The organism is Clostridium sp. UBA5988, from assembly GCF_002435615.1.
GTDB classification, from domain to species: Bacteria; Bacillota; Clostridia; order Clostridiales; family Clostridiaceae; genus Clostridium_J; species Clostridium_J sulfidigenes.
Genome location: NZ_DJBA01000066.1, coordinates 35731 through 60884, shown reverse-complemented (window position 1 = coordinate 60884; position 25154 = coordinate 35731). Strand labels below are relative to the sequence as shown.

Annotated in this window: 26 protein-coding genes and 1 riboswitch; of the genes, 22 read left to right on the top strand and 4 right to left on the bottom strand. The window is 30.8% G+C overall.

Annotated features, from left to right (window positions below):
* Window positions 1-92 precede the first annotated feature (92 nt).
* The 14 genes from eutA to B3J31_RS14390 all read left to right on the top strand — a co-directional run bounded on the left by eutA (window position 93) and on the right by B3J31_RS14390 (window position 11670).
* On the top strand, window positions 93-1526 hold the full coding sequence (gene eutA, locus B3J31_RS14455) for an ethanolamine ammonia-lyase reactivating factor EutA (RefSeq protein WP_346868559.1): 1434 nt from the start codon (window positions 93-95) through the stop codon (window positions 1524-1526).
* Between the two features lie 17 nt (window positions 1527-1543).
* The gene (locus B3J31_RS14450) at window positions 1544-2908 is read left to right on the top strand and encodes an ethanolamine ammonia-lyase subunit EutB (protein WP_150846129.1); all 1365 of its coding nucleotides are present in this window, start codon (window positions 1544-1546) and stop codon (window positions 2906-2908) included.
* 12 nt (window positions 2909-2920) lie between these two features.
* Complete coding sequence (eutC, locus tag B3J31_RS14445) at window positions 2921-3811, top strand: ethanolamine ammonia-lyase subunit EutC (RefSeq protein WP_150846128.1); 891 nt, start codon at window positions 2921-2923, stop codon at window positions 3809-3811.
* A 17-nt stretch (window positions 3812-3828) separates the two neighbouring features.
* Entirely contained in the window at window positions 3829-4482 is a 654-nt protein-coding gene (eutL, locus tag B3J31_RS14440; protein ID WP_346868560.1) for an ethanolamine utilization microcompartment protein EutL, read from the top strand.
* Between the two features lie 15 nt (window positions 4483-4497).
* Window positions 4498-5178, top strand: a complete 681-nt coding sequence (locus B3J31_RS14435; protein WP_346868561.1) for a BMC domain-containing protein — start codon at window positions 4498-4500, stop codon at window positions 5176-5178.
* On the top strand, window positions 5178-6656 hold the full coding sequence (locus B3J31_RS14430) for an acetaldehyde dehydrogenase (acetylating) (protein WP_051823906.1): 1479 nt from the start codon (window positions 5178-5180) through the stop codon (window positions 6654-6656). The genes B3J31_RS14435 and B3J31_RS14430 overlap by 1 nt, the downstream gene beginning before the upstream one ends.
* A 48-nt stretch (window positions 6657-6704) precedes the next feature.
* Window positions 6705-6995 carry an ethanolamine utilization microcompartment protein EutM gene (eutM, locus tag B3J31_RS14425; RefSeq protein WP_150846126.1) on the top strand — a complete coding sequence of 97 codons (291 nt, stop codon included), beginning with the start codon at window positions 6705-6707 and terminating at the stop codon, window positions 6993-6995.
* Window positions 6996-7067: 72 nt separating this feature from the next.
* Window positions 7068-7847, top strand: a complete 780-nt coding sequence (locus tag B3J31_RS14420) for a cobalamin adenosyltransferase (protein ID WP_150846125.1) — start codon at window positions 7068-7070, stop codon at window positions 7845-7847.
* Between the two features lie 16 nt (window positions 7848-7863).
* Window positions 7864-8490, top strand: a complete 627-nt coding sequence (gene eutD, locus B3J31_RS14415; protein WP_150846124.1) for an ethanolamine utilization phosphate acetyltransferase EutD — start codon at window positions 7864-7866, stop codon at window positions 8488-8490.
* A 22-nt stretch (window positions 8491-8512) separates the two neighbouring features.
* Window positions 8513-9199 (top strand): TIGR02536 family ethanolamine utilization protein, encoded by a 687-nt coding sequence (locus B3J31_RS14410; protein WP_150846123.1) that lies wholly within the window; start codon window positions 8513-8515, stop codon window positions 9197-9199.
* An 11-nt stretch (window positions 9200-9210) separates the two neighbouring features.
* Entirely contained in the window at window positions 9211-9483 is a 273-nt protein-coding gene (locus tag B3J31_RS14405) for a EutN/CcmL family microcompartment protein (RefSeq protein WP_150846122.1), read from the top strand.
* Entirely contained in the window at window positions 9476-10021 is a 546-nt protein-coding gene (locus tag B3J31_RS14400) for a BMC domain-containing protein (RefSeq protein WP_150846121.1), read from the top strand. Before B3J31_RS14405 ends, B3J31_RS14400 begins: the two co-directional genes overlap by 8 nt.
* Window positions 10022-10102: 81 nt before the next feature.
* Window positions 10103-11197: an ethanolamine utilization protein EutH gene (gene eutH / locus B3J31_RS14395; protein ID WP_150846120.1), complete on the top strand. Its 1095-nt coding sequence runs from the start codon at window positions 10103-10105 to the stop codon at window positions 11195-11197.
* Between the two features lie 2 nt (window positions 11198-11199).
* The gene (locus B3J31_RS14390) at window positions 11200-11670 is read left to right on the top strand and encodes a cupin domain-containing protein (protein ID WP_035130623.1); all 471 of its coding nucleotides are present in this window, start codon (window positions 11200-11202) and stop codon (window positions 11668-11670) included.
* 147 nt (window positions 11671-11817) lie between these two features.
* Here the strand turns inward: B3J31_RS14390 and B3J31_RS14385 are convergent, their stop codons facing one another.
* The 4 genes from B3J31_RS14385 to B3J31_RS14370 all read right to left on the bottom strand — a co-directional run bounded on the left by B3J31_RS14385 (window position 11818) and on the right by B3J31_RS14370 (window position 15763).
* Window positions 11818-12864 (bottom strand): lysylphosphatidylglycerol synthase transmembrane domain-containing protein, encoded by a 1047-nt coding sequence (locus B3J31_RS14385; RefSeq protein WP_346874182.1) that lies wholly within the window; start codon window positions 12862-12864, stop codon window positions 11818-11820.
* 2 nt (window positions 12865-12866) lie between these two features.
* The gene (locus B3J31_RS14380; RefSeq protein WP_346874181.1) at window positions 12867-13571 is read right to left on the bottom strand and encodes a polysaccharide deacetylase family protein; all 705 of its coding nucleotides are present in this window, start codon (window positions 13569-13571) and stop codon (window positions 12867-12869) included.
* Window positions 13571-14665 carry an MGDG synthase family glycosyltransferase gene (locus tag B3J31_RS14375; protein WP_346874180.1) on the bottom strand — a complete coding sequence of 365 codons (1095 nt, stop codon included), beginning with the start codon at window positions 14663-14665 and terminating at the stop codon, window positions 13571-13573. Before B3J31_RS14375 ends, B3J31_RS14380 begins: the two co-directional genes overlap by 1 nt.
* Before the next feature lie 237 nt (window positions 14666-14902).
* Window positions 14903-15763, bottom strand: a complete 861-nt coding sequence (locus tag B3J31_RS14370) for a DMT family transporter (RefSeq protein ID WP_346874179.1) — start codon at window positions 15761-15763, stop codon at window positions 14903-14905.
* Window positions 15764-16038: 275 nt separating this feature from the next.
* Window positions 16039-16211: riboswitch (cobalamin riboswitch) on the top strand.
* A 145-nt stretch (window positions 16212-16356) separates the two neighbouring features.
* Between B3J31_RS14370 and cobT the strand changes: the two genes are divergently transcribed.
* From cobT to B3J31_RS14330, 8 genes are all read left to right on the top strand, one after another.
* Window positions 16357-17430 carry a nicotinate-nucleotide--dimethylbenzimidazole phosphoribosyltransferase gene (cobT, locus tag B3J31_RS14365; protein WP_346874178.1) on the top strand — a complete coding sequence of 358 codons (1074 nt, stop codon included), beginning with the start codon at window positions 16357-16359 and terminating at the stop codon, window positions 17428-17430.
* 59 nt (window positions 17431-17489) lie between these two features.
* Window positions 17490-18077: an alpha-ribazole phosphatase gene (cobC, locus tag B3J31_RS14360; protein ID WP_346874177.1), complete on the top strand. Its 588-nt coding sequence runs from the start codon at window positions 17490-17492 to the stop codon at window positions 18075-18077.
* A gap of 45 nt (window positions 18078-18122) precedes the next feature.
* Entirely contained in the window at window positions 18123-18674 is a 552-nt protein-coding gene (gene cobU, locus B3J31_RS14355; protein WP_150846114.1) for a bifunctional adenosylcobinamide kinase/adenosylcobinamide-phosphate guanylyltransferase, read from the top strand.
* A 15-nt stretch (window positions 18675-18689) separates the two neighbouring features.
* The gene (gene cobS, locus B3J31_RS14350; protein ID WP_150846113.1) at window positions 18690-19505 is read left to right on the top strand and encodes an adenosylcobinamide-GDP ribazoletransferase; all 816 of its coding nucleotides are present in this window, start codon (window positions 18690-18692) and stop codon (window positions 19503-19505) included.
* Window positions 19506-19790: 285 nt separating this feature from the next.
* Window positions 19791-20645, top strand: coding sequence for a DegV family protein (locus B3J31_RS14345; protein WP_346874176.1), 855 nt, complete (start codon window positions 19791-19793; stop codon window positions 20643-20645).
* A gap of 49 nt (window positions 20646-20694) precedes the next feature.
* Complete coding sequence (locus B3J31_RS14340; RefSeq protein ID WP_346874175.1) at window positions 20695-22467, top strand: aminopeptidase P family protein; 1773 nt, start codon at window positions 20695-20697, stop codon at window positions 22465-22467.
* Between the two features lie 154 nt (window positions 22468-22621).
* Entirely contained in the window at window positions 22622-24139 is a 1518-nt protein-coding gene (gene yjeM, locus B3J31_RS14335) for a glutamate/gamma-aminobutyrate family transporter YjeM (RefSeq protein WP_346874174.1), read from the top strand.
* A gap of 406 nt (window positions 24140-24545) precedes the next feature.
* Complete coding sequence (locus tag B3J31_RS14330; protein WP_346874173.1) at window positions 24546-25118, top strand: XRE family transcriptional regulator; 573 nt, start codon at window positions 24546-24548, stop codon at window positions 25116-25118.
* The last annotated feature ends 36 nt before the right edge of the window (window positions 25119-25154 follow it).

Genomic DNA, 25154 nt, shown 5'->3' with positions numbered 1-25154 from the left:
GCTTAAAGTTAAAAAAATTAATTTTCATATTTATTTGAAAGATTAATTTGATAGCTTTAAGCCTTTTTATATTTGTATTTGGAGGTGATTTAATGAGAGAAGAACTTTTAAGTGTTGGAATTGATATTGGAACTAGTACAACTCAACTTGTATTTTCGAAACTAATCATAGAAAACACTGCTTCAAGTTTTTCAGTACCTAGAATATCAATAGTTGATAAAGAAGTAGTTTATAGAAGTGATGTTTATTTTACGCCACTTAAATCTATGACAGAAATTGATGCTGAGAAAGTTAAGGATATAGTATCTTTAGAATATAAAAAATCAGGTATCAATAAGGATGAAATACAAACAGGAGCTGTAATTATAACAGGTGAAACTGCTAGAAAAGAAAATGCCAACGAAGTACTGCATACTTTAAGTGGATTTGCAGGAGACTTTGTAGTTGCTACAGCAGGTCCAGATCTCGAAAGTATTATAGCAGCTAAAGGTGCAGGAGCTCACATTTACTCCAGTGAACATTCTACAAGTGTAGTTAATCTAGATATTGGTGGAGGAACTACAAATTTAGCTGTGTTTACTAGAGGAGATTTGAAGGAAACTGGATGCCTAGATATAGGTGGAAGACTTATAAAACTCGATAAAGACACAAATAATATAGTATATATTGCACCTAAAATACAAAATATTATAAATCAAAATAATTTTGATATAAAAGTTGGATATAAAGCAACTAAAGAAATGTTGATTCCAGTTGTTGATGAAATGGTAAAGCTTTTAGAGGAAAGTGTAGGAATTAGGACTCAAACATCTACCTTTGAAATGATAGTTACTAATAAGTCTATTGCCTTAAATGAGGAGATTAAGTGTATATCTTTTTCAGGAGGAGTAGCTGACTATGTATATAACGAATCTCCTATAGAAGATTATTTTAAGTATGGAGATATAGGGATACTTCTTGGAGAAGCTATTAAAAACTCAGACTTATGTAAAAAACTAAAATTGGTGAGAGCAATAGAAACTATAAGAGCAACGGTAGTGGGAGCTGGCTCTCACACTATGGATATTAGTGGAAGTACAATTACATATACCCATGACAACTTCCCTATAAAAAATCTACCAATTTTAAAGCTCAGTTTAGAAGATGAGAATAGAGGTTCTGAAGTTTTAGAAAAAGCTATATCAGAAAAAATTAATTGGTTTAAATATGAAAATGAACTTCAGAGTATTGCCATAGCCCTACATGGAAAGAAGAATCCTTCTTTTGTAGAAATACAAGACATGGCAAAGGGACTAGTAGGTGGGATGAAAGAACTGATTGACAGAAAGCTTCCACTTATTATAATTGTTGAAAATGATATGGCAAAGGTATTAGGTCAGGCTATTTACTCCCTTTTACATCTTGATAAGGATATAGTTTGTATAGATGGTATCAAGGTTGAAAATGGAGATTATATAGATATAGGAAAACCAGTAGCGGAAGGTAAAGTATTACCTGTAGTTATAAAAACATTAGTATTTAATTAACCGAGAGGAGGATTATCATGATTTTAAAAACTAAATTATTCGGAAAAGTATACCAGTTTAATTCAGTAATGGAAGTTATGGCAAAAGCAAACGAAGAAAAATCAGGAGATAACTTAGCAGGAATAGCTGCACAGTCAGCAGAGGAAAGGGTTGCAGCAAAGGTTGTACTTTCTAACCTTACATTGTCTGATTTAAGAAATAATCCTGCAGTACCTTATGAATTAGATGAGGTTACTAGAATAATACAAGATGACGTAAATGAAAAAATATATGCAGAAGTTAAAAATTGGACTGTAGCAGAATTTAGAGAGTGGCTACTAGATGATAATACTACAGGAGCAGATATAAGAAGAGTTTCAAGAGGAATAACATCAGAAATAGTGGCTGCTGTTGCAAAAATAATGTCTAATATGGATTTAGTATATGCTGCTAAGAAAATAAAAGTTACAGCTCATTGTAATACAACTATAGGAGAACCAGGTACATTATCTGTTAGATTACAACCAAACCATCCAACAGATGATCCAGATGGAATACTTGCATCTTTAATGGAAGGATTAAGCTATGGTATTGGAGACGCAGTGCTTGGATTAAACCCAGTTGATGACTCTGTAGAGAGTGTAACAAAAGTCTTAAAGAGATTTAATGAATTTAAAGAAAAATGGCAAATACCAACTCAAACTTGTGTACTTGCACACGTAACTACACAAATGGAAGCAATTAGAAAAGGTGCGCCAGCAGACCTTATATTCCAATCAATTGCTGGTTCTGAAAAAGGAAATGAAGCATTTGGATTTACTGGTGCAACAATAGAAGAAGCAAGACAACTTGCACTTAAAGAAGGAACTGCTACAGGTCCAAACGTAATGTATTTTGAAACTGGTCAAGGTTCAGAACTTTCTTCAGATGCACACCATGGTGCTGACCAAGTAACAATGGAAGCTAGATGTTATGGATTTGCTAAGAGATTCCAACCATTCTTAGTAAATACAGTTGTTGGATTCATAGGACCTGAGTACCTATATGATGCAAAACAAGTTATAAGAGCTGGTCTTGAAGACCACTTCATGGGTAAGCTTTCAGGACTTCCAATGGGATGTGACGCTTGTTACACAAACCATATGAAAGCTGATCAAAATGATATAGAAAACTTAGCGGTATTACTTGCTACAGCAGGATGTACATACTTCATGGGAATTCCTCATGGTGATGACGTAATGCTTAACTATCAAACAACTGGATATCAAGAGACAGCTACATTAAGAGAGTTATTAGGAGTAAAACCTATTAAACCTTTTGAAGAGTGGATGGAAAAAATGGGAATTATAGAAAATGGCAAGTTAACCAGAAGAGCTGGCGACGCTTCAATATTCTTAGGATAAGGGGGACTACTGATGAACGAACAAGAATTAAAATTAATGGTTGAAAAGTTATTAGGAGAAATGGTAGAAAAATCAGGTAGTACTGACATAGTAAACGAAGTAGCAAATAAAATGAGTGCTGTAATAGGTTCAGTAGATGAAAATGGATGTATTCCAGATATTACAGAAATTGACCTTAAAAAACAACTTTTAGTTGAAAACCCTCACGATAGAGAAGGATACCTTAAAATGAAGGAAAGAACTCCTGCAAGAATAGGTATTGGAAGATCAGGCCCAAGATACAAAACCATAACTCAGTTAAGAGTTAGAGCTGACCATGCTGCTGCACAAGACTCCGTATTCTCTTATGTATCTGAAGATTTTATAAAAGAGAATAATTTAATACCAGTAAATACAATGTGTGTTGATAAAGATCAATATATAACTCGTCCTGACCTTGGAAGAAAATTTGACGAAGAAACTACTAAGTTTATAAAAGATAAGTTCTCAGGTCAAAAAGTGTTAGTAGTAGTTGGAGATGGACTTTCTTCTGCAGCTATTGAGGCTAACCTAAAAGATTCAGTTCCTTCAATTAAACAAGGATTAAAAATGTATGGAATTGAAATTGGAGATATATTATTCATTAAACATTGTAGAGTTGGAGCTATGGATGCTATTGGTGATGCAACAGGAGCAGAGGTTGTTTGTATGCTAGTAGGTGAAAGACCAGGTCTTGTTACTGCTGAATCAATGAGTGCTTATATAGCTTATAGACCAACAGCTAATATGCCAGAGGCTAACAGAACAGTTATATCAAACATCCATAAAGGCGGTACTACAGCAGTTGAAGCTGGAGCACATATAGCTGAACTTATAAAGACAATGCTTGATAAAAAAGCATCAGGAATAAACTTAAAAATATAATTTAGGGGGAATTTATTGTGATTAATGAAGCATTACGTCCAACCGTATTAAGCGTTAAAATAATTTCAAATGTAAGCCCAGAACTAGTTAAAAAATTAGAATTACAACCTCATCACAAAAGTTTAGGTATCATTACTGCTGATAGTGATGACGTAACTTACACTGCCCTTGATGAAGCTACAAAAGCTGCTGAAGTTGATGTAGTATATGCAAGGTCAATGTATGCAGGTGCTGCTAATGCATCTACAAAACTTGCTGGTGAAGTTATTGGAATAATAGCTGGACCAAGTCCAGCAGAAGTAAGAAGTGGTTTAAATGCTACTATAAACTTCATGGAAAATGGATCACACTTTGTAAGTGCTAATGACGATAACTCTATAGCTTACTATGCACACTGTGTTTCAAGAACTGGAACTTATCTTTCAAAAGTAGCAGGAGTTAAAGAAGGAGAAGCAATAGCTTATCTTGTAGCTCCACCACTTGAAGCTATTTATGGATTAGATGCAGCTCTTAAGGCAGCAGATGTTGAGATGAAAGAATTCTTTGGACCTCCAACTGAAACAAACTATGGCGGTGGATTACTTACAGGTAGTCAATCAGCATGTAAGGCAGCATGTGACGCTTTTGCAGAAGCTGTCAAATCAGTTGCTCAACAACCAGTAAACTTTTAGGCGAAGGTTTAGTAAGTGAGTAAAGCATTAGGTCTAGTAGAAGTAAGAGGATACGTTGCAGCAGTAGAAGCTGCAGATTCTGCTCTAAAGGCTGCAAATGTTACTTTGATTGGACTAGAGAAAATAAAAGGTGGAATAACCACTATTAAAATTATTGGAGATGTAGGAGCGGTAAAGGCTGCAGTTGATGCAGCCAGGGCTTCTGTAGAAAGTTTAGGTACTTTTAGAACTGCTCATGTGATACCAAGAGTAGATTCACAAGTTGAGGATTTATTCTTTGAAGGATATAAAAAATCACAAGTGGTATCTATAGAATCATCCAGTGAAAAAAGTGATACAAAAGATAAGGAAAAAGCAGAAACTCCCGTTAAGATAAAAGAAGAGGCTTTAGTCAAGGAAAAAATGGAAACTTCTGAATTTGAAATTATAGAAAAAGTTACAGAAGAAAAATCAGAAGCTAAAGAAGAAACCAAAGAAAAAAATAAGGAAGTAGAGCCTCAAATAAACAATATAGAAGAAATTAAAAAAAATGATTTCAAAGATAATATAGATTATAACTCTATGAAAGTAGAAGAGTTAAGAAGATTAGTTAGAACTTTAAAAATTCCGAATATGACAAATAAACAAATTAAATTTGCCAAAAAGGATGTGCTTATTAAAACTATACTAGAATATAACAAAGCAGGTGAAAAATAATGGAACTTACAGATAAAGATTTAGCGTCTATACAAGAGGTTAGAAATCTAATTAAAACAGCTAAAGCTGCTCAAGCAAAATTGGCTAAAAAATCTCAGGAAGAGATTGATAGAATAGTTAAGGCTATGGCTGAGGCTGCTGCAGCAAATGCAGAGAAGCTAGCTAAAATGGCAGTTGAAGAAACTGGATTTGGAATATGGCAGGACAAAGTAATTAAAAATATTTTTGGGTCTACATATATCTATGATTATATCAAGGATTTAAAAACTATTGGTATAGTTGCAGAAGATGAAGAGAAAAAAGTTATGGATGTTGCAGTACCTATGGGAGTAATTGCAGGATTAATTCCTTCAACTAATCCAACATCAACAACTATGTATAAAGCTCTTATATCATTAAAATGTGGAAACGCAATAGTATTTTCACCACATCCAAATGCTAAAAAAAGTATATTAGAAACAGTTAGAATTATTAATGAAGCAGCTGTAAAGGCTGGATGCCCAGAAGGAGTTATTGGATGCATTACAATTCCAACCCTTCAAGCTACAGATGAATTAATGAAAAATAAAGATACAGCTATGATACTTGCAACTGGTGGTTCAGCAATGGTTAGAGCAGCGTACTCTTCAGGTACACCAGCCCTTGGAGTTGGTCCAGGAAATGGCCCAGCATTTATCGATAAGAGTGCTGATATTAAAGTTGCGGTTAAGAGAATAATGGATTCTAAAACTTTTGATAATGGAACAATCTGTGCTTCTGAGCAATCAGTAATTATAGAAGAAGCTATTAAAGATAGAGTAGTGACTGAATTCAAAAATCAAGGAGCTTATTTCTTAAGCCCAGAAGAAGCAAAACAACTTGGTAAATTTATAATGAGAGCTAATGGAAGTATGAATCCACAAATAGTTGGTAAGAGTGTAGAAACTATTGCAAAACTTGCTAATTTAACTAACGTACCTTCTTCAGCAAGAGTACTTATTGCTGAAGAAACAGAAGTAGGACACAATGTTCCATATTCAAGAGAAAAACTAGCTCCAATTTTAGGATTCTATGTTGAAAAGAGTGTAGATGATATAGAAGCTAAGTGTAGAGAAATACTTATTAATGAAGGTGCTGGTCACACATTCTCAATGCACTGTGAAGATAAGGAGTTAGTAAAGAGATTTGCTCTTAGTATGCCGGTATCAAGAATACCAGTAAACACTCCAAGTACTTTAGGAGGAATAGGTGCTTCTCTAAATATAGTACCTGCTTTAACTTTAGGTTGTGGAGCTATTGGTGGAAGTGCAACATCAGATAATGTAGGACCACTTCACCTTGTAAATATCAAAAAAGTAGCTTATGGAGTTAGAGAAATTGAACATTTTAGAGGTGGAAGTAGCAATTCAGTTAATGGAAATAACAGTTCACTTTCATCTGCAGACACAGAAGAGCTTGTTAATTTACTTGTTAAGAAAATAATAAGTGAATTAAGATAATAAAATAAAATTCAAAGTATATAGGTTAAATTTAAGGAGGAATTTATAATGGCAAACGCAAATGCATTAGGAATGATTGAAACTAAAGGATTAGTAGCAGCAATAGAAGCTGCAGACGCAATGGTTAAAGCTGCTAACGTACAACTAGTAGGAAAAGAACAAGTTGGTGGCGGTCTTGTAACTGTACTTGTAAGAGGAGATGTTGGAGCTGTTAAAGCAGCTACAGATGCTGGAGCAGCTGCTGCTGAAAGAGTTGGAGAATTAATATCTGTTCACGTAATCCCAAGACCACACTTTGAAGTAGATACTGTTTTACCAAAAACACCAGAAACAGTTTAATTTAGATTTGTGTAGAGATGTATTGCTAAAATAAGCAATACGTCTCTTACATCTAATGAGGGATGTGAAGATATGTCAGTATTAACTGAAAGTGAAGTTAGAAGACAGTTAAAGGGAAAAGACTTTAAGGAATATACCGAATTTAGAGTTATAAAGGGACAGATAGTAACTCCATCTGCAAAATCATTTTTGTCAGAAAATAATATTCACTTAAAGTACGTGGATTCTTTAGAGGAAGTAGTACATGAAGTAAAAAAAGCAAAAGAAGAAGTACCTGTAAAGTTACAAACCATAGAAGAAAAAAATAAATATATAACTGTATTTGGTGCTGAATTAATGGAAAAACCTGAGCATATGACACATTTACATGGAAACTTATTAGTGTTTAAAGATCATAAGGTAATAGCACTGAGAGGTAAGTTAGATTCTCTTGAGTCTAAGATATTAGAAACTCAAGTTATTACTCATAAATTAGGAGCTTCAAAGTTAACAGAAGACCTTGAAGAGATTTTAAAGTTTGTAAGAGGTCTCCTTAGATGTGAAGTAGTTAATGAACCAGTAGGAGAATTTAAACTTCTTGGTATGACTCCAGAAGAATTGAGAGAAAAATCTCATTATCCAAAGAAATATTATGGGATTGGTCATGAGCCAGTAGCGTTTTCTATGGGTGAGGCTGTTGTGGCATTAAATTCTTGTAGAACAACTATAAGAGAAACTGAACTTTTAGCTTATACCGCATTTAAAGGGGAGTATGGTGATGTTCAAAGGCCGGATATAATAAAGGCATTAAATAGATTATCATCCTTGTTTTGGATAATGATATTTAAATATAGAACTGGAGAATACAGTTAAAGCAGGAGGATGAAATATGAATAATCTTTTAGTAGAAGATATCATAGATGAAGTAATAAAGAGAGTAAAAAAAGAAGCTTTTATAGAAGTTGAAGCCTCAGGAAAACACGTTCACCTATGTGAAGAACATATAAACATATTATTTGGACGTGATTATCAGTTAAATAAGGTTAAAGACTTATCACAACCAGGTCAATATGCATGTAAAGAAAGAGTTACTATAACAGGACCTAAGGGTTCACTAAAGAATGTTGTTGTTCTTGGACCTGCAAGGAAATCTACACAAGTAGAAATTTCATTAACTGATGCAACAGTTCTTGGAATTAAGGCTCCTGTTAAAGAGAGTGGTAAAATAGAAGGTACTCCTGGAATTACAATTTCTACAGAACGAGCTACTCTTACAATAGATAAAGGAGTAATTGTTGCTAAAAGGCATATACACATAACTCCAGAAGATGCAGAGAAGTTTGGTGTTAAAGATAAAGAAATCATTCAAGCAAAGGTTTATGGTAATAGACCCCTAATATTTGATGATGTTGTCATAAGAGTAAGCCCAGACTTTAGAACGTATATGCATATAGACTATGATGAGGCTAATGCTTGTGGATTTACGAAGGGAACTCTTTGTAGAATAGTTAAGTAGGCCTCAAAAAGGAGGTATATAAATGAACTATGATAAACTTGTGGACTTAATAGTAAAAGAAGTTTATAAAAAGTTAGAAGAAACAAATAAAAATACTGTAAAACATAAGATAGCTGTAATAGTTGGAGATGTAGAGTTGGATCCTATTACTAAATCTAATTTAGATGAAGAATATACTGTGACTTCATATAATGAAGAACAACTAGAAGCTGACATAGCTATAGTTTCTACACTATCTATAAAGTCCATGGCAAATATAGCTACGCTAACTGGTATTAATGAAGAAGAAAACTTTATCATTAATATGCTATTAGCAGGTAAGAAGGTATATGTCCTTGAAAATGGTCTAGAGTATAGAAAGTATAAAAATACTGCTCCAAGAGCATTATATAATAAGTATTTAAGCTTTGAAAGAGAGCTTAAAGTGTATGGAATTGATATAGTTGAGTTTATTGAAAAAGTTGAAGATAAAACCACAAGAAAAGAAGAGTATAAAAAAATTGAAGATATTAGTATATTAGAAACTTCAAATTTTATATCAGAAGAGATGAGCTTCGAAATTAGAAATAAGAAACTTATTAGTGAGATGGATCTTAGGAAGCCATTTATGAATGGAATGAAATCTGTGGTAATAGATAAAAAAAGCATAATCACTCCATTGGCTAACGACTTTATAAGAATTCATAATCTGAAAGTCAAAAGAGTTTAGCGGAGGATAATATGGTTATTGGTAGAGTTGTTGGTAGATTATGGGCAACTAGAAAAGATGAAAAGCTAAATGGTCAAAAGTTTTTAATAGTGAGGCTACTTAAAGATATAGATGTAGAAGAAACAGGCTTTTTTGTAGCAACGGATAGTGTAGGTGCAGGTACTGGTGACAATGTACTTATAACTAGAGGTGGTTCAGCTAGAGTTTCACTAGGAGAAAGAGATGTACCTGTGGATGCAACTATAATAGGAATAATTGATTCAATAGAGGTGGAGAATGAGTAAAAGTATTGGAACAATTGATTTTAAAAGTATAGCAAAAGGCATTGAAGTTGCAGATGAAATGGTGAAAAAAGCTGATGTTGATGTACTATATCTTAAAACTATATGTCCTGGAAGGTTTTTGGTTATATTAACAGGAGATGAAGGTGCTATAAGAACAACCCTTGACCACGGGATTATCTCTGGTCAGGGGCATATCATAGATAGCTGTATTATAAATAGTATCCATAATAATATTATACAAGCTTTGAAAAGTAGAGTTGTAGCTAAGGCTAATGGAGCCATAGGAGTAATGGAGACCAATAGCGTAAGCAGTGGTCTTAAAGCGTTAGATATTGCTCTTAAGGGAGCCAATTTAAATTTAGTAAAACTACAAGTAGCATCTGGAATAAGTGGTAAACTTGTTTATATTATTTCTGGTGGGCTTAGTGATGTAGAGCATGGAATAAATATAGCTAAAGAAGCTATAGAAGAAAAACGAATTGTTCATGCATCAGTAATACCTTCGCCAGATGAACTTATCATTAAGTATTTAACATAAAAGCTTAAACTTTAGTTTACACAGTTAACAGTATAAAGAAATTGATTAAATAAAGAATTAACTTATTAAGGAGATGAAACAATGGGAATTAACGAGATAATCGTATATATCATGGTTGTATTTATGGCCCTTGGAGCCATAGATAAATGTTTAGGAAATAAGTTTGGACTTGGAGAAAAGTTCGAAGAAGGTTTCATGGCTATGGGTTCTCTTGCAATTGCAATGATAGGAGTTATCTGTCTTGCACCAGTACTTGCAAATATATTAGAACCAGTAATAGTACCAGTATTTAATTTCTTAGGAGCAGACCCAGGCATGTTTGGAGGTACATTACTTGCAAACGATATGGGAGGAGCTTCACTTTCTCAAGCTCTTGCAGTAGATTCTCAAGCAGGAATGTTTGGCGGATTAATAGTTGGTTCAATGATGGGTGTTACTATAGTATTCACAATTCCAGTTGCCCTTGGAATAATAGAAAAAGAAGATCATAAATTCTTAGCTATGGGAGTATTAGCAGGAGTTATTACAATTCCACTAGGAGCTTTTGTTGGTGGTCTTGTAGCTGGGTTCCCAATAATTATGGTACTAAAAAACTTAATTCCAATAGTTATAATTGCAGCACTTATAGCATTAGGACTTTGGAAATTTGAAAATGCGATAATTAAAGGTTTTACTGTTTTTGGAAAATTTGTAGTTATACTTATAACTTTAGGATTAGCAGCAGCAGTAATTGAAGAATTAACAGGTCTAGTTATAATTCCAGGAATGGCACCAATTTCTGATGGTATTGAAACTGTTGGAGCAATAGCAATAGTTCTTGCTGGAGCATTCCCACTAGTATATGTAATTACGAAAGTATTCCAAAAACCATTAATGGGATTAGGTAAAGTTTTAAAAATGAATGATATAGCAGCAGCTGGTATGGTTGCAACTCTTGCTAATAGTATTCCAATGTTCGGCATGATGAAGGATATGGATAACAGAGGTAAAATAATTAACGTTGCTTTTGCAGTATCTGCAGCCTTTGTATTTGGAGATCACTTAGGATTTACAGCAGGATTTAATTCAGAAATGATATTACCAATGATAGTTGGTAAATTAGTTGCAGGAATTACAGCAATATTTGTAGCTATATTTATTGCAAACAATGCAGTTAAAAAGGAGGAGGCTAAGTAATTATGGAAAATATCGATAAAAGCTTATTAGAAAAATTAGTTAGACAAATAATAGAAGAAAAGCTTACAGGAGCTTCTAATGATTCTGTAGATTTTGTAAGAAATAAAGATGCAAGCGGAATTATCTCTGTTAAACTACCAACAGTTAGAGTAGATGAGTCAAATAGACTTGATACTGGAAATAGCAGTGATATAGTATATACAAAAGATTTATTCACTCTTGAAGAAAGTAAGAGATTAGGTTGTGGAATAATGGAGATGAAAGAAACAACCTTCGATTGGACTTTAAACTATGATGAGATAGATTATGTTATAGAAGGACATCTAGACATAGTAATAGATGGAAGACTCGTATCAGCAGATGCTGGAGAATTAATTTTAATACCAAAAGGAAGTACAATTAAATTCTCAGTTCCAAACTATGCTAGATTCATATATGTAACATATCCAGCAGATTGGGCAACTCAAAACTAATAAATTAATTAACATACAAATACAGACTATATCCAAATTTTATTTAGATATAGTCTGTATTTTTAGTTTGAATATACAGTAATAAAATATTTAATATTCTATTACTGTAATTTCTAACAGAGTTTATTACTAATATAGATGACTATGTTAAAGTTTATGTCTACCATTAACTTTAATATGAATAATTATTGTTATTATGCTACTCAGTAATAGAAATACATAAAAACTAATTACACGGCTTAATAGCATTGCAGAAAGTAATAATTCTTTTGAAAAGAATATTTTAAATAATATCATAAAGCTACTTTCAGTAGCACCTACTGCACCAGGCAAAGGCAAAGAAGATACTGCTATAGTCAATAAGGATTGTATAGAAAGTACATCTATAATGCTATAAGTACTTAATCCAAAAGATTTATATATGAAATATGGAACTAAATACATAGCCGTTATTTGTAAAACTGTAACTATTAAAACCTTAACAATTAGTAAAGGATTATTTTTAATATAATTAGCACCATTAGTATATTCATCAAGGTGAACATCAATTTTAGATAGAGTATATTCTGTATTTTTTATAATCTTAAATTTTGATAAGAGTTCAACAATAAATTTAATAAATTTACCAACTAAATTTTTAGAAAATATAGCTGCAAATATAAAACCTATTATAAATACATTTATTATAACTCCATAAATTAAAAGCCATTTAATGCCACGTACATTATTTATTATAAAAGTATATTTAAAAAAATACATAAGTAGTCCATATAAAAGCATTACTGATTGATAGACTATGGAAATTATTAATAAAGTTAAAGAAGAATAGGATATATTTATATTATCCTTTTTCATATAGTATACTTGTGCTGGCTGACCACCTGATGATGAAGGAGTAATAGAACTAAAGTAAAATCCAATAAAGGAATAACCAATACATTTTTTAAAAGGTACTTTTTTATTTAAATTTTTAAGTATAATATAAATAACATAAGCTTCAAAAATTATAAATAGACACATCATAGAAAATGCTATGAATAAGTAAAATGGATTAACTGTGTTTATTACAGTAATTAGTGAAGTTATCGAAGTATCTTTAAAAAGTAAGTAAAAAGTAATAGCAATGAGTAAGAACATAAAAATTAAACTTCCATAGTAGTTGTTAAACTTCTCTTTTTTTATAGAATTTTGCACAATTATTGTCCTAACCTTTCTGGAGTTATAAATTTATAACCTACTAATTTTAACTTAGGTAAAACTGTAGATAATGCTTCAATGGTTTTTAGAGGAGCATTGAAGGCACCCCCTGAATTCTCGCCTGCATCATGTAGACATATAATAGAATTTCTATCAGTGCGTAGTATTAACTTTGAAGATATAGAATCTACTGTAGCGTATTTATTCCAATCTTCTGCCATAACATCCCATAAAATCATTTTTAAATTATATTTTTTAACAAAAAAGTTTGTAAAGATATTACTATGTCCCCAAGGAGGTCTATAATAGTTGATTTGATAATTGAAGTTTTTCATGATTTCCATACTATTTTTAAAATCTTTTTTCGTATATTTATAGCTATAAAAGAGAGCATTTTTATGGGATAAAGAATGTAGTGCTATAGTGTGCCCTTCTTTATGCATACGATAGATTATTTCAGGATTATTCTTAGCATTCTCTGCAACAACAAAGAAAGTAGCTTTAATTTGATTTTCTTTAAGCACATCTAAAAGATTATTAGTATATCTTTCATCAGGGCCATCATCAAAAGTTAGCATTATTTCATTATCTTTATTAGTGAGTTTAATAATATTTGAATTTATATATTTGTTGTATAAAGTTGGTATAATTGAATGAATTAGAAAAATAATTATAATAATAGCTATTAAAGTAGTAAAGTACATTAAGCACACGCTCCATCCATATTAGGTTCTAAAGTAAGTAATACTTTTTCAATTGATGTACAATCAAATTGTTTTTTGAAATTTTTTATATTATTAGAAAGATTATCTAGTATTGCATCATCAAAAATAATTTTTTTTATTTTATCAAAACATTTATCAGGACTTGTCTCAAGAACCTTTCCAATACCATTGTTTAATATAAAGTTAGTATTATTAATTTCTTGTTGAAGAAAAGGCTTGAAGGCAATTAAAGGTGTTTCTGAGAAAATACTTTCAAATAAAGTTATTCCACCAGGTTTAGAAAGTATCAAATCTGCTTTTTGCATATATTTATAAACCTCATCAGTATATCCAAGTACATTAATATTTTCGTATTTTCCATAAAGCATATTATAGATTTCAGTATTATTTCCTGTAATAACTGTAGTCTTTACATTTTCTAAAGAATTAAGCTGGTTATAAAATTCCATAGACTTGGGTAATAGCCCTAATCCACCGCCCATGATAAGGAGCTGTTTATCATTAGAAGAACTATTAGTTATAGAATTTTTAAATTCTTCTTTTACAGGTATTCCATTAATAAATATTTTGTTTTCAGGAACGCCTTTTAAAATTAAGTCCTTTTTTAAAGAGTTACTTCCAACTAAATAACAATTAGTATTATCATTAAGCCACTCTGAATGGCTACTAATATCCGTTATGCAAGTTATAAGCGGAAGAGATGGATTATATTTCATCTTATATCTTGATATTAATTGAGAGCAAAAGGGTAGAGTAGAAATAATAATATTAGGTTCTACATCTTTAATTAGGTCATCAAGCTTAGGAAGAAAGTATTTTGAAAATATAGGATTCATATTATACTTTTTATTTTCCGTAATTTTATATACTTGATTATAAAATACACTACCTTTATTCACCATAACATTAAAAGCCCTATAAATTGCATTAGAATAAGTTGGTAATGCATAATCGAAAACATCCTCTATAACTACTGATGCATTAGGATGATTAGACTGAATTTGTTCACATAAGGATTTAGATACTGAATAATGTCCCATACCAAATTTCCCTGTAAGAATTAATATTTTCATATTTTAAAACCCCCCATTAATTCTACATAATTTTTACTATGGTTTTATTTTACATGGTAAATCTTAAGAAATACCTTTAATAAATCTTAAGATTTATTAAAGATTTGGAGGAAATAATTAAGCTAAACATAAATTTAAAATAAATTACTATATGAAATAGAGAAAGAAAGACCTTAGATACATAATAAAAAGGATTGTCTCAAAAGAATTAACTTTGAGACAACCCTTTTAAAAATATTATTTAAGGTTATCTAGTTTTTTATTGTACACAAACATGTAAAGTGAAGCAGAAAATATAACTATGTATCCTAAAATACTTATGATATCAGGGGATTGGTTAAATATTACCATGCTTATAATAGCTGAAAAGATTATATTAGAGTAATCAAAAATTGATATTTCTTTTGCAGGTGCATACTTATAGGCTAGAGTAATTCCCAATTGTCCTATAGTTGCAAAGATACCAGCTAATATTAAGTAGGTAAATTGAATCAAAGTCATAGGTGTATAAGAAAATATCATAAATGGGAAAATTGTTACTACAGAAAAGCAAGAAAAATAAAACACCACAGTATAATGCTTTTCACGGTTTCCAATGGCTCGAAGGCAGGTATAGGCAGAGCCAGCAAATATAGCAGAGGAAAGTCCTATGAGATAAGGAATTACATCTACACTAAAAGCGGGCTTTATAATAAGTAGTGATCCAAGGAAGCCAACAGCGATGATAATAATATGCCTTAGTTGTAATCTTTCCTTTAAAAATATAGCAGAGAAAAGTATTACAAAGAAAGGGCTTAGCTTATTAAGCATATTAGCATCTGAAAGAATAAGGTGGTCTATAGCATAAAAGTTTAATATTACTCCTAATGTGCCTAAAGCGGATCTCATAATAAGAAGCCTTTGGCTTTCTTTTTTGCCAAAGAAACTTTCTTTGTGATATATAATCATACCAAGGGCTATGACAAAAGAAACTATGTTTCTAAAAAAAGCCTTTTGCATAGAGGGTAAATCTCCAGATAGCTTTACAAAGGCAGACATCATTGCAAAGCCAAAGGCAGACAAAATAATTAATATTATTCCTTTAATTCTATTACTCATAGTACGTCTCCAATCTCAAGTTAATTTTTATAAACTATTTTAAAATACAGTTTATGTATTATAGTAAAGTTATAAATGCAATTCAAATGATATTACTTATCAATTATAATTATCCACTATTTCATAAATTTTTCAAGGGAATAGGGATATTTACGAATGTTATGTAAATTTAATTTATATTTATAGTTAATAACCTAAAGTTATATATGTATTATTCAATATGGAGTCCATAAAGATTGTTGAATAAGTTATGCTAGTAGTATATAATTTAAGTTAAATGAATAATAGTTTAAGGTACATTAAGTTTAATAGGGAAAGTGGTTAAAAGCCACTGCAGCCCCCGCTACTGTGTACGGATACAAGTCATGATACCACTGGTAATTCACTGGGAAGGGAATGATGAGGATAAGCCGTGAGCCAGGAGACCTGCCTAAAACTTTGTTAGTTGAGACCTTCGGAGGGAAGAGTATATCAAACTATTTTTTAGTTTAATAAATTTAGTTATGTGTATTAACACCCTTATCTTAGAGGATAAGGGTGTTTTTAGTTATAATAAAACTATTTAAAGAATAAATTTAGATGGAGTGATAAGAGTGGATGAATTAAAAAAGTTATTAAGTGATATTGAAGAGGTAAATAGAGAAGTAATGAATAATTCTAAGAATTACATAGATCATTTAAGCAAGCCTATAGGAAGTTTAGGAGTCTTAGAAGAGATTGTTGTAAAACTTAGTGGTATTAAGGGTGAGCATATAAAAGAAATAAAAAAGAAAAATATAGTTATAATGTGTGCTGATAATGGAATTCAAGAATCAGGGGTTTCTTCATGCCCAAGAGAGGTAACAGCTACAGTTACAGAAAATTTTGTAAAGGGTACTACTGGAGTGTGTATATTAAGTAGATACTACAATAATGATACTACTGTGGTTGATATAGGAGTGGATAAGGAATTTACTGATCCTAGAATAATTAACAGAAAGATTAGATATGGTACAAGTAATATGACTAAAGGTCCTGCAATGACTAGGGAAGAAGCTATGAAAGCTATAAAGATAGGAATTGATATTGTTAAGGAGTTAAAAAATCAAGGATATGATTTAATTGGAACTGGTGAGATGGGAGTAGGTAATACAGCTACTTCTGCAGCTATAATAAGTGTATTCTCTGGAATTGATAGTGATTTAATAGTTGGTAAAGGCTCAGGTCTAACAGATGATGGATTGTCCCATAAAAAGGCTATGGTAAAAAAATCTATTGAAATAAATAAGCCTAACAAAAATGATGTAATAGATGTGCTTAGTAAGGTAGGTGGATTTGATATAGCTGGCCTTTGTGGAGTATTTTTAGGAGGTGCTATATATAAATTGCCAGTGGTAATTGATGGGCTTATATCATCAGCTGCAGCTATTTGTGCAAAGGAATTAAGTTCAAAGGCTTCAGGGTATATGTTTGCATCTCACCTATCAGCAGAACCAGGAGCACAATATGCAATGAAAACTTTAGGACTTGAACCTATGTTTAGTTTAGGAATGAGATTAGGTGAAGGTAGTGGATGTCCAATAGCCTTTGGAATAATAGAGAGTGCTGTTTTTACTATGAATAATATGGATTCCTTTAATGAAGCTGGCATAGATAAAAAGGATTATATAGATATAAGAAAACAATAGAATATGAACCGGTGTAGATAGGTTATTGATATACAGCTTTTTATAAAGGAGTGTAGTAATTGAAAATATATATAGTTAGACACGGTGAAACAGAAGAAAATATAAAAAAGACTTACTACGGAGATATAGACTGTGAGCTAACAGAAAAGGGAATTAAGCAAGCAGAATTGGTAGGAGAAAAATTGAAGCATATAAACTTTGATAAAGTGTTTTGTAGTGAAAAAAAAAGAGCAAAGCAAACCCTTAAAAAAATATATGAAGGAGAAGGAGTTAAAGTAGATTCTAGATTGAATGAAAGAAACTTTGGAATCTTTGAAGGAAAAAACTATAAGCAGTTACAAGATTCATTTAAGTTAGAATATGATACTTGGACAAATGATTGGAAGGAGTATTCCATAGAGAATGGAGAGAGCTTTATAGAGGTTTATAATAGAGTGAAAAGCTTTATGGAAGAACTAAAAAAAGAATCAGTTGAAAATATACTTATTTGTACCCATGGAGGAATTATAAGAACAATATATACTTATATATTGGAAGGTAGTTTAGATAATTATTGGAGGTTTAATTCTAAAAATGCAGATTTGTCCATAATTAAATTAGAATACGGGTACTTTTATATTGATAGTATAATTCCAGTAGAATTTTAATATTAATTAATTTGTTTATGAGGATAAAGGAAGAGGAGAAAGAAAATGAGTAAATTAACTTTAGTTACTGGTGGATGTAGAAGTGGGAAAAGCAAATATGGAGAAAATCTACTTAAACATACTGATGATGTATTATATATAGCAACAGCTATAGTAACAGACGATGAAATGAAGCACAGAATAGAAAAGCATAAGGAAAGCAGAAATAAAAAGTGGAAAACCTTAGAAAGTTATAAAGACTTACATAAAAAAATAGAGAGATTTACTGAAAGATATGTTTTTTTAGATTGCGTTACTATAATGACTACAAATTTAATGTTTGAAATCACTACAAATTACGATGACATAAGCGATGAAGAAATAGATAAAATATGTGATAACATAAAAAATGAATTTACATTATTCTTAGAAAAGTGTAAAGAGTTAGATAAGGAAGTTGTATTAATTACCAACGAAGTTGGATGGGGATTAGTGCCTGAAAATAAATTATCTAGAATTTTTAGAGATATTCAAGGGTTTATAAATCAACATGTAGCAAACATTTGTGATGAGGTATATTTAGTTTGTTGTGGACAAGGACTAAAAATAAAGGGATAGACGAGGAGCAGTGTTATGATTAAAAATTTGATAATTTTAGCTATAATAGCTATTATGGTATTAGGAGCCATAGGAAAAGAAAAGATTTTCTTTAATAATTTTCTTTTGCTATTTCAATTTATAACTAGAATACCAGTAAATATATCTTTGGCTTGTGAGAAAGAAAACTTTAAAAAAGCTACTTTATATTTTCCCGTAGTAGGAGCCATTCTTGGGGCTATTGAATATTTAATTTTTTATATTACATCTATATGGCTGCCATTACCTATGGTTGCTATAATTACAGTTATAGTTGGAATATTTATTACAGGTGGACTTCACATGGACGGACTAGGAGATACCTGTGATGGATTCTTTTCTTTTAGAAGTAGAGAGCGAATAATTGAGATAATGAAGGATAGTAGAGTAGGTTCTTTTGGAGTATTAGCTATGATTATAGATATAGCAGTTAAGGCTTTAGGAATATATTATATAGGAACAAAATCTATAGGTTATATGATAATAGTAGTACCTATGATAAGTAGATTATTTACTGTATTTATTGCTTTAATAGGAAAGTCAGCTAAGAAAGAAGGTACTGGTAATTTTTACATTGGAAATACAAATGGTGTATATTTTACAGGAGCATTAATGCTTACTTTACTTATTGGAAGTTTATTCTTTAGTATTAAATATATAATTATACTTTTACTTGGTGGACTTATAGTTACTTTAATATTTAATTTGTTTTGTAATAGCAAAATAGGAGGGCATTCTGGAGATACCCTGGGTGCCAATAATGAAATTGTTGAGCTAGCTTTATTTATACTAATCAGTAGTATGATTTTTTAAGAAAATAATGGTTATCTATATATTTTTAAATCTGGTATTGATATAATTATAATATTGTTTAGAAAATTGTATATAATTAATATTGTAGTTTGCATCTTGAATTCAAAATTTAGGATGCAAACTTAATTTAAATATTATATTACTTAAATGTTAGCTTTGTAGAGAGTTTTATATTTTTGAAAATTAGAATATTATATTACAATTAAATATAATATAAAAATAAATATTAATTATGATTATAATTAATAATAAGCATATAATTATTGTTATTTGGAGGCAAGATTTATGAGTATAAAAATAATAACAGATAGTACTAGTTATATACCAAAGGAGCTCATAGAAAAATATGATATTACTGTAGTTTCTTTAGGTGTTGTTATAAATAATATAGCTAATAAAGAAGTAGAAATTGAAAATGATAAGTTTTATAAAACCTTGGAGAAGTTAGATAGTATACCTACTTCATCTCAACCAAGTGTAGATGATTTGTTTAATAGCTTTGACCAGGTTATAGGTGAAGGACATGAAGCATTAGGAGTTTTTATATCCTCAGAAATGAGTGGTACATATGCTACTTGTAATCAACTAATAAAAACAATGATAATGGACAAATATCCTAAGGCTAGGATGGAAGTTATAGATTCAGCATCTAACTGTATGCAAATGGGGTATGCAGTTTTAGAAGCAGCAAAACTGTCTGAGGAAGGTAAATCTATGGAGGAAGTTATAGCTGGAGTAGAGGCTATAAAGAGTAAGAGTAGGTTTTTATTTGTACCAGATACTTTAGAATATTTGAAAAAGGGTGGTCGTATAGGAGGAGCAGCCGCTTTATTTGGAGCACTTCTTCAAATTAGACCTATACTTACTGTAGAAGCTGGAAAGACTTCAGTTTTTGATAAAGTTAGAACAAAACAGAAGGCAATACTTAAAATTATAGAAAAATTACAAAAGGATATAAAAAATAGAGGACTTGGACAGGTAATAGTTCATCATATAAACTGTGAAGAAGAAGGAAGGGCTCTAGCTAATAAAATCAAAGAAATATTAGGTATAGATGTAGATATACAATGCATTGGGCCTGTGATAGGCTGTCATGTAGGACCTAAAACTGTAGGAGTTGTTTATTATACTGAAAAATAAGATTGATATTTAAACATTAATAAAATTTATTTTATAAGGAGATGTTAAAGTGGATATTAAATCAAGAATTGAAAGTTTAAGAAGTTTAATGAAAGAAAGAAGTATAGACGCTTTTATTATTCCAAGTTCAGATAATCATGGAAGTGAGTATGTAAGTGACTATTTTAGAGTGAGACAATGGATTTCAGGATTTACTGGATCTGCTGGAACTGTTGTTATAACGGAGAAAGAAGCTCATTTATGGGTGGATGGAAGGTATTTTCTTCAAGGGGAACAACAAATTCAAGGTACAGAATACATACTAGAACGTATGGGGGAACCAGGTGTTAAAACCTATACACAATGGATCTGTGATAATGTGAAAACAGGAGGTACTGTCAGCTTTAATGGAAAGGTATTTACGGTTTCTCAGCTTCATGATTTAGAAGAATCTTTTAAAGAAAAGGGGATTAAAACAAAACCTGAAGAAGATATTTTTGATATTATATGGAAAGATAGGCCAACTATGCCTAATAAAAAAATATTTATTCATGAAGACTCTTATGCAGGAAAAACTGTAGAAGAAAAATTAACTTTAGTAAAAGAAGAAATGAAAAATATTAATGTAAATAACTTATTATTAGCATCTTTAGATGATATAGCATGGCTTCTAAATTTAAGAGGCGGAGATGTGGAATGTAATCCTGTATTTTTAAGTTATTTCTTAATTAGTGATGACAAGTACATTCTATATGTAGATAAGGAAAAATTAAATGAAAAAATTATAAATCTATTAAGTAGCAAATCAATATCTATAAAAGATTATAATGACATAGTATCAGATCTTAAGTTAATTAAAGGAAATATAACCTTTGATCCAAGCAAAACTAATGTATGGCTTAAGGAATCTATAAATAAAGAAGTTAACACAATAGAAAAAAGGAATATAACTACGGATTTAAAAGCTAGAAAAAATTCTGTAGAACTTAAAAATATAGAAAATGCCCATATAAAAGATGGAGTAGCTATGGTAAAGTTCATAAAGTGGGTAAAAGAAAATGTAAATAATGAAGAGATAACAGAAATATCAGCAGCTGAAAAACTAAAAGAACTTAGAGCAGAAGGTGAGGATTTTATAGATATAAGCTTTGATACCATTGCGGGATATGGTCCTCACGGAGCTATAATTCACTACAAAGCATCTGAAGAGTCTAGTTTAAAACTACAACCAAAAGGATTGTTCCTAGTAGATTCTGGAGCTCAATATTTAGATGGAACTACGGATATTACAAGAACTATAGCCCTAGGTGAACTTACAGAAGAAGAAAAGGAAGATTATACTTTAGTTTTAAAAGGACATCTAAATCTGTCTACAGCAATATTCTTGGAAGGAACTCCGGGATGTAGTCTTGATGTTTTAGCAAGAAGAGCTCTTTGGAGCAAAGGATTAGACTTTAAACATGGAACAGGACATGGAGTTGGTTATTTACTTAATGTACATGAGGGTCCACAGGGTATAAGAAGAGAATTAAATCCAATTGCTTTAGAAGAAGGCATGATAGTATCTAATGAACCTGGAGTTTATAAAGCTGATAAACATGGTGTAAGAATTGAAAACTTAATAGCTGTTCAAGAAAAAGAAAAAAATGATTTTGGAAAATTTATGTGCTTTAAAGATTTAACTTTATGTCCATATGAATTAGATGCAATAAACATATCTTTGCTTAATGAAGATGAAAAATCTTGGTTAAATGATTATCATAAAAAAGTATTAGAAAAGTTAAGTCCCTATTTATTAGAGGATGAGGTTTTATGGTTAAAAAATGCAACCAAAGAGATCTAAAAAAGTAAGAAACCACAATGGATATTTGTGGTTTCTTATTTTTCTTACATATTTATTTTATTATGGTGAAAAATAAAATAAGATTACTTATTTAATAAGTAATTAGATAAAATTAAGTTTTTAAACTTAATTTAGCTACAAAGGAGGAAAAATAATGTCATCAAAGAAAGGTAGTACAGAAAAGTTATCTATCACAGCACTGATATTAATGATTTTTACATCTGTATATGGCTTTAATAATATGCCCAGGTCATACTATTTAATGGGGTATGGTTCAATACCCTTCTTCATTATAGCTGCAATATTATTCTTTATTCCATTTGCATTTATGATGGCTGAATATGGAGCCGCATTTAAAAATGAAACAGGAGGAATATATTCATGGATGGAGAAGTCTGTAAATGCTAAGTATGCATTTATAGGGACATTTATGTGGTATACGTCAACGGTAATATGGATGGTTAATGTATCTTCTGGAATATGGGTAACTTTATCTAATGCAATTTATGGTACAGATACAACTAGTACATGGAGTATATTTGGTTTTGGAGGGCGTCAAACTCTTGCCATACTTGCTGTTCTTTGGATTATATTTGTTACCTTCGTGTCAACTAAGGGGATAGAAAAAATTAAAAAAATTACTTCAATAGGAGGTACAGCTGTAGCAGCACTTAATATATTGTTAATATTAGGTTCCATAGTTATATTAATAGGAAATGGTGGAGAATTAGCGCAACCCATAGTTAATGCTACAACTTTCATATCATCGCCTAATCCGGCTTATCAAAGTTCAATATCAATATTATCATTTATGGTATTTGCTTTATTTGCCTTTGGTGGTATAGAGGTAGTTGGAGGATTGGTTGATCAAACGGATGAACCAGAAAAAAACTTTCCTAAAGGGCTTGCTATATCTGCTATAATCATAGCTGTTGGATATGCAGTAGGATTATTCTGTGTTGGAATATTTACAAATTGGGATGCTATACTTGGAACAAATGGTAAGTATGGAGATATAGTTCACATGGGAAATGTAGGTTATCTTATAATGAATAACTTAGGTTATCAATTTGGAGTAACCTTTGGAGCAACTGAAGCTATTTCAGTACAAATTGGTAACTGGATAGCTAGGTTTGTTGGATTATCAATGCTACTTGCTCTTACAGGTGCATTCTTTACTTTAACATATGCCCCACTTAAGCAATTAATAGCAGGAACTCCTAAGGGATTATTCCCAGATTCAGTTGCAAAAATGAAAAAAGGTATGCCTGTAAATGCAATGATTATTCAAGCTATAGTAGTAATAATTATGATTTTATTAGTAGGATTTGGTGGAGAAGCTATGGAAGAATTCTTTAGTATTCTTGTAGCCATGACTAATGTAGCTATGACAATTCCATATATGTTCTTGTCTGGAGCATTTATATCATTTAAAAGAAGAGATGAAATACAAAAACCTTTCCAAGTTTTCAAAGGTAAAGGATTTGTAATACTTGTAACTATTGTAGTAACGGCTACAGTTGGATTTGCAAACTTTTTCTCAATAATCGAACCAGCTATGAATGGAGATATGGCTAAAACTATATGGAGTATTGCAGGACCAATATTCTTTTCAATAGTTGCCTTAGTACTTTTTGCTAGATATGAAAAGAATTTAAAGAAAAATAATTAAGATAAATTTGCAATAAAGAATATGTTCTAAAGATTATAAAGTTCAGATAAATAATATCTGGACTTTATTTTATAAAAATATTTGAATCTAAAATTTATTATTTTAGAAGTTTTAATATGTCTTTTATTTTGGTAAAAATTTTATAAACATTTATTTATATTTATCAAATTTATTTATAAATTATAAACTTAGCTAGACAATGCTTAGGTATTGAGTAATAATATTAATATCAAGTGAAACTTAGCTAAGAGGGAGTTTTATCTCCATTGAAGTTTAGTTGAACATATACTCCAATAGTAAGTAACTCTAGTTGATGACATTAATATTCCTTACATGGTGGCTAACCACAGTGTTAAAGCAGCTAGGCTCTAGATAAAAAGTTAAATTAAACAAAGAGGTGGAACGGTTGAATAAAATCATAGGAAGCAAAATTAAAGAACTTAGAACTAATAAAAAGATGACATTAAAGGAACTAAGCGAAAAAACATCTTTATCTACTGGGTTTTTATCTCAATTAGAAAGAGGTCTTACCAGTATAGCTACAGATTCTTTACTTAATATAGCAGAAGCTTTAGATGTTGAATTATCTTACTTTTTACTATCAACTAGTAAGAGGAGAGAAAGATTTATACAAAAGAGTTACGAAAGAGATATATATAAAATAGATAATGCCCTTCATATTAATTATGTATTATCAAATAATCCTGAAGATAAAACTATATTGCCTAGATTAATTGAAATATTGCCTACCAATACAGAGGAAAATTTAAATACTTATCAGCATGAAGGTGAAGAATTTATATATGTATTAGAAGGAATTATAACTTTATTCATAAATGATGAAAAGCAGTATCTTTACCCCGGTGATTCAGCACATTTTAAATCTTCTATTAATCATAACTATGCAAACTATACTAATAAAATATGCAAAATTTTAGTTGTAAGTGCTCCTAATCCTACAGCAGCTAGCAAAAAATAACATCATATAAAATATAGACAAATGTCATGTATGACT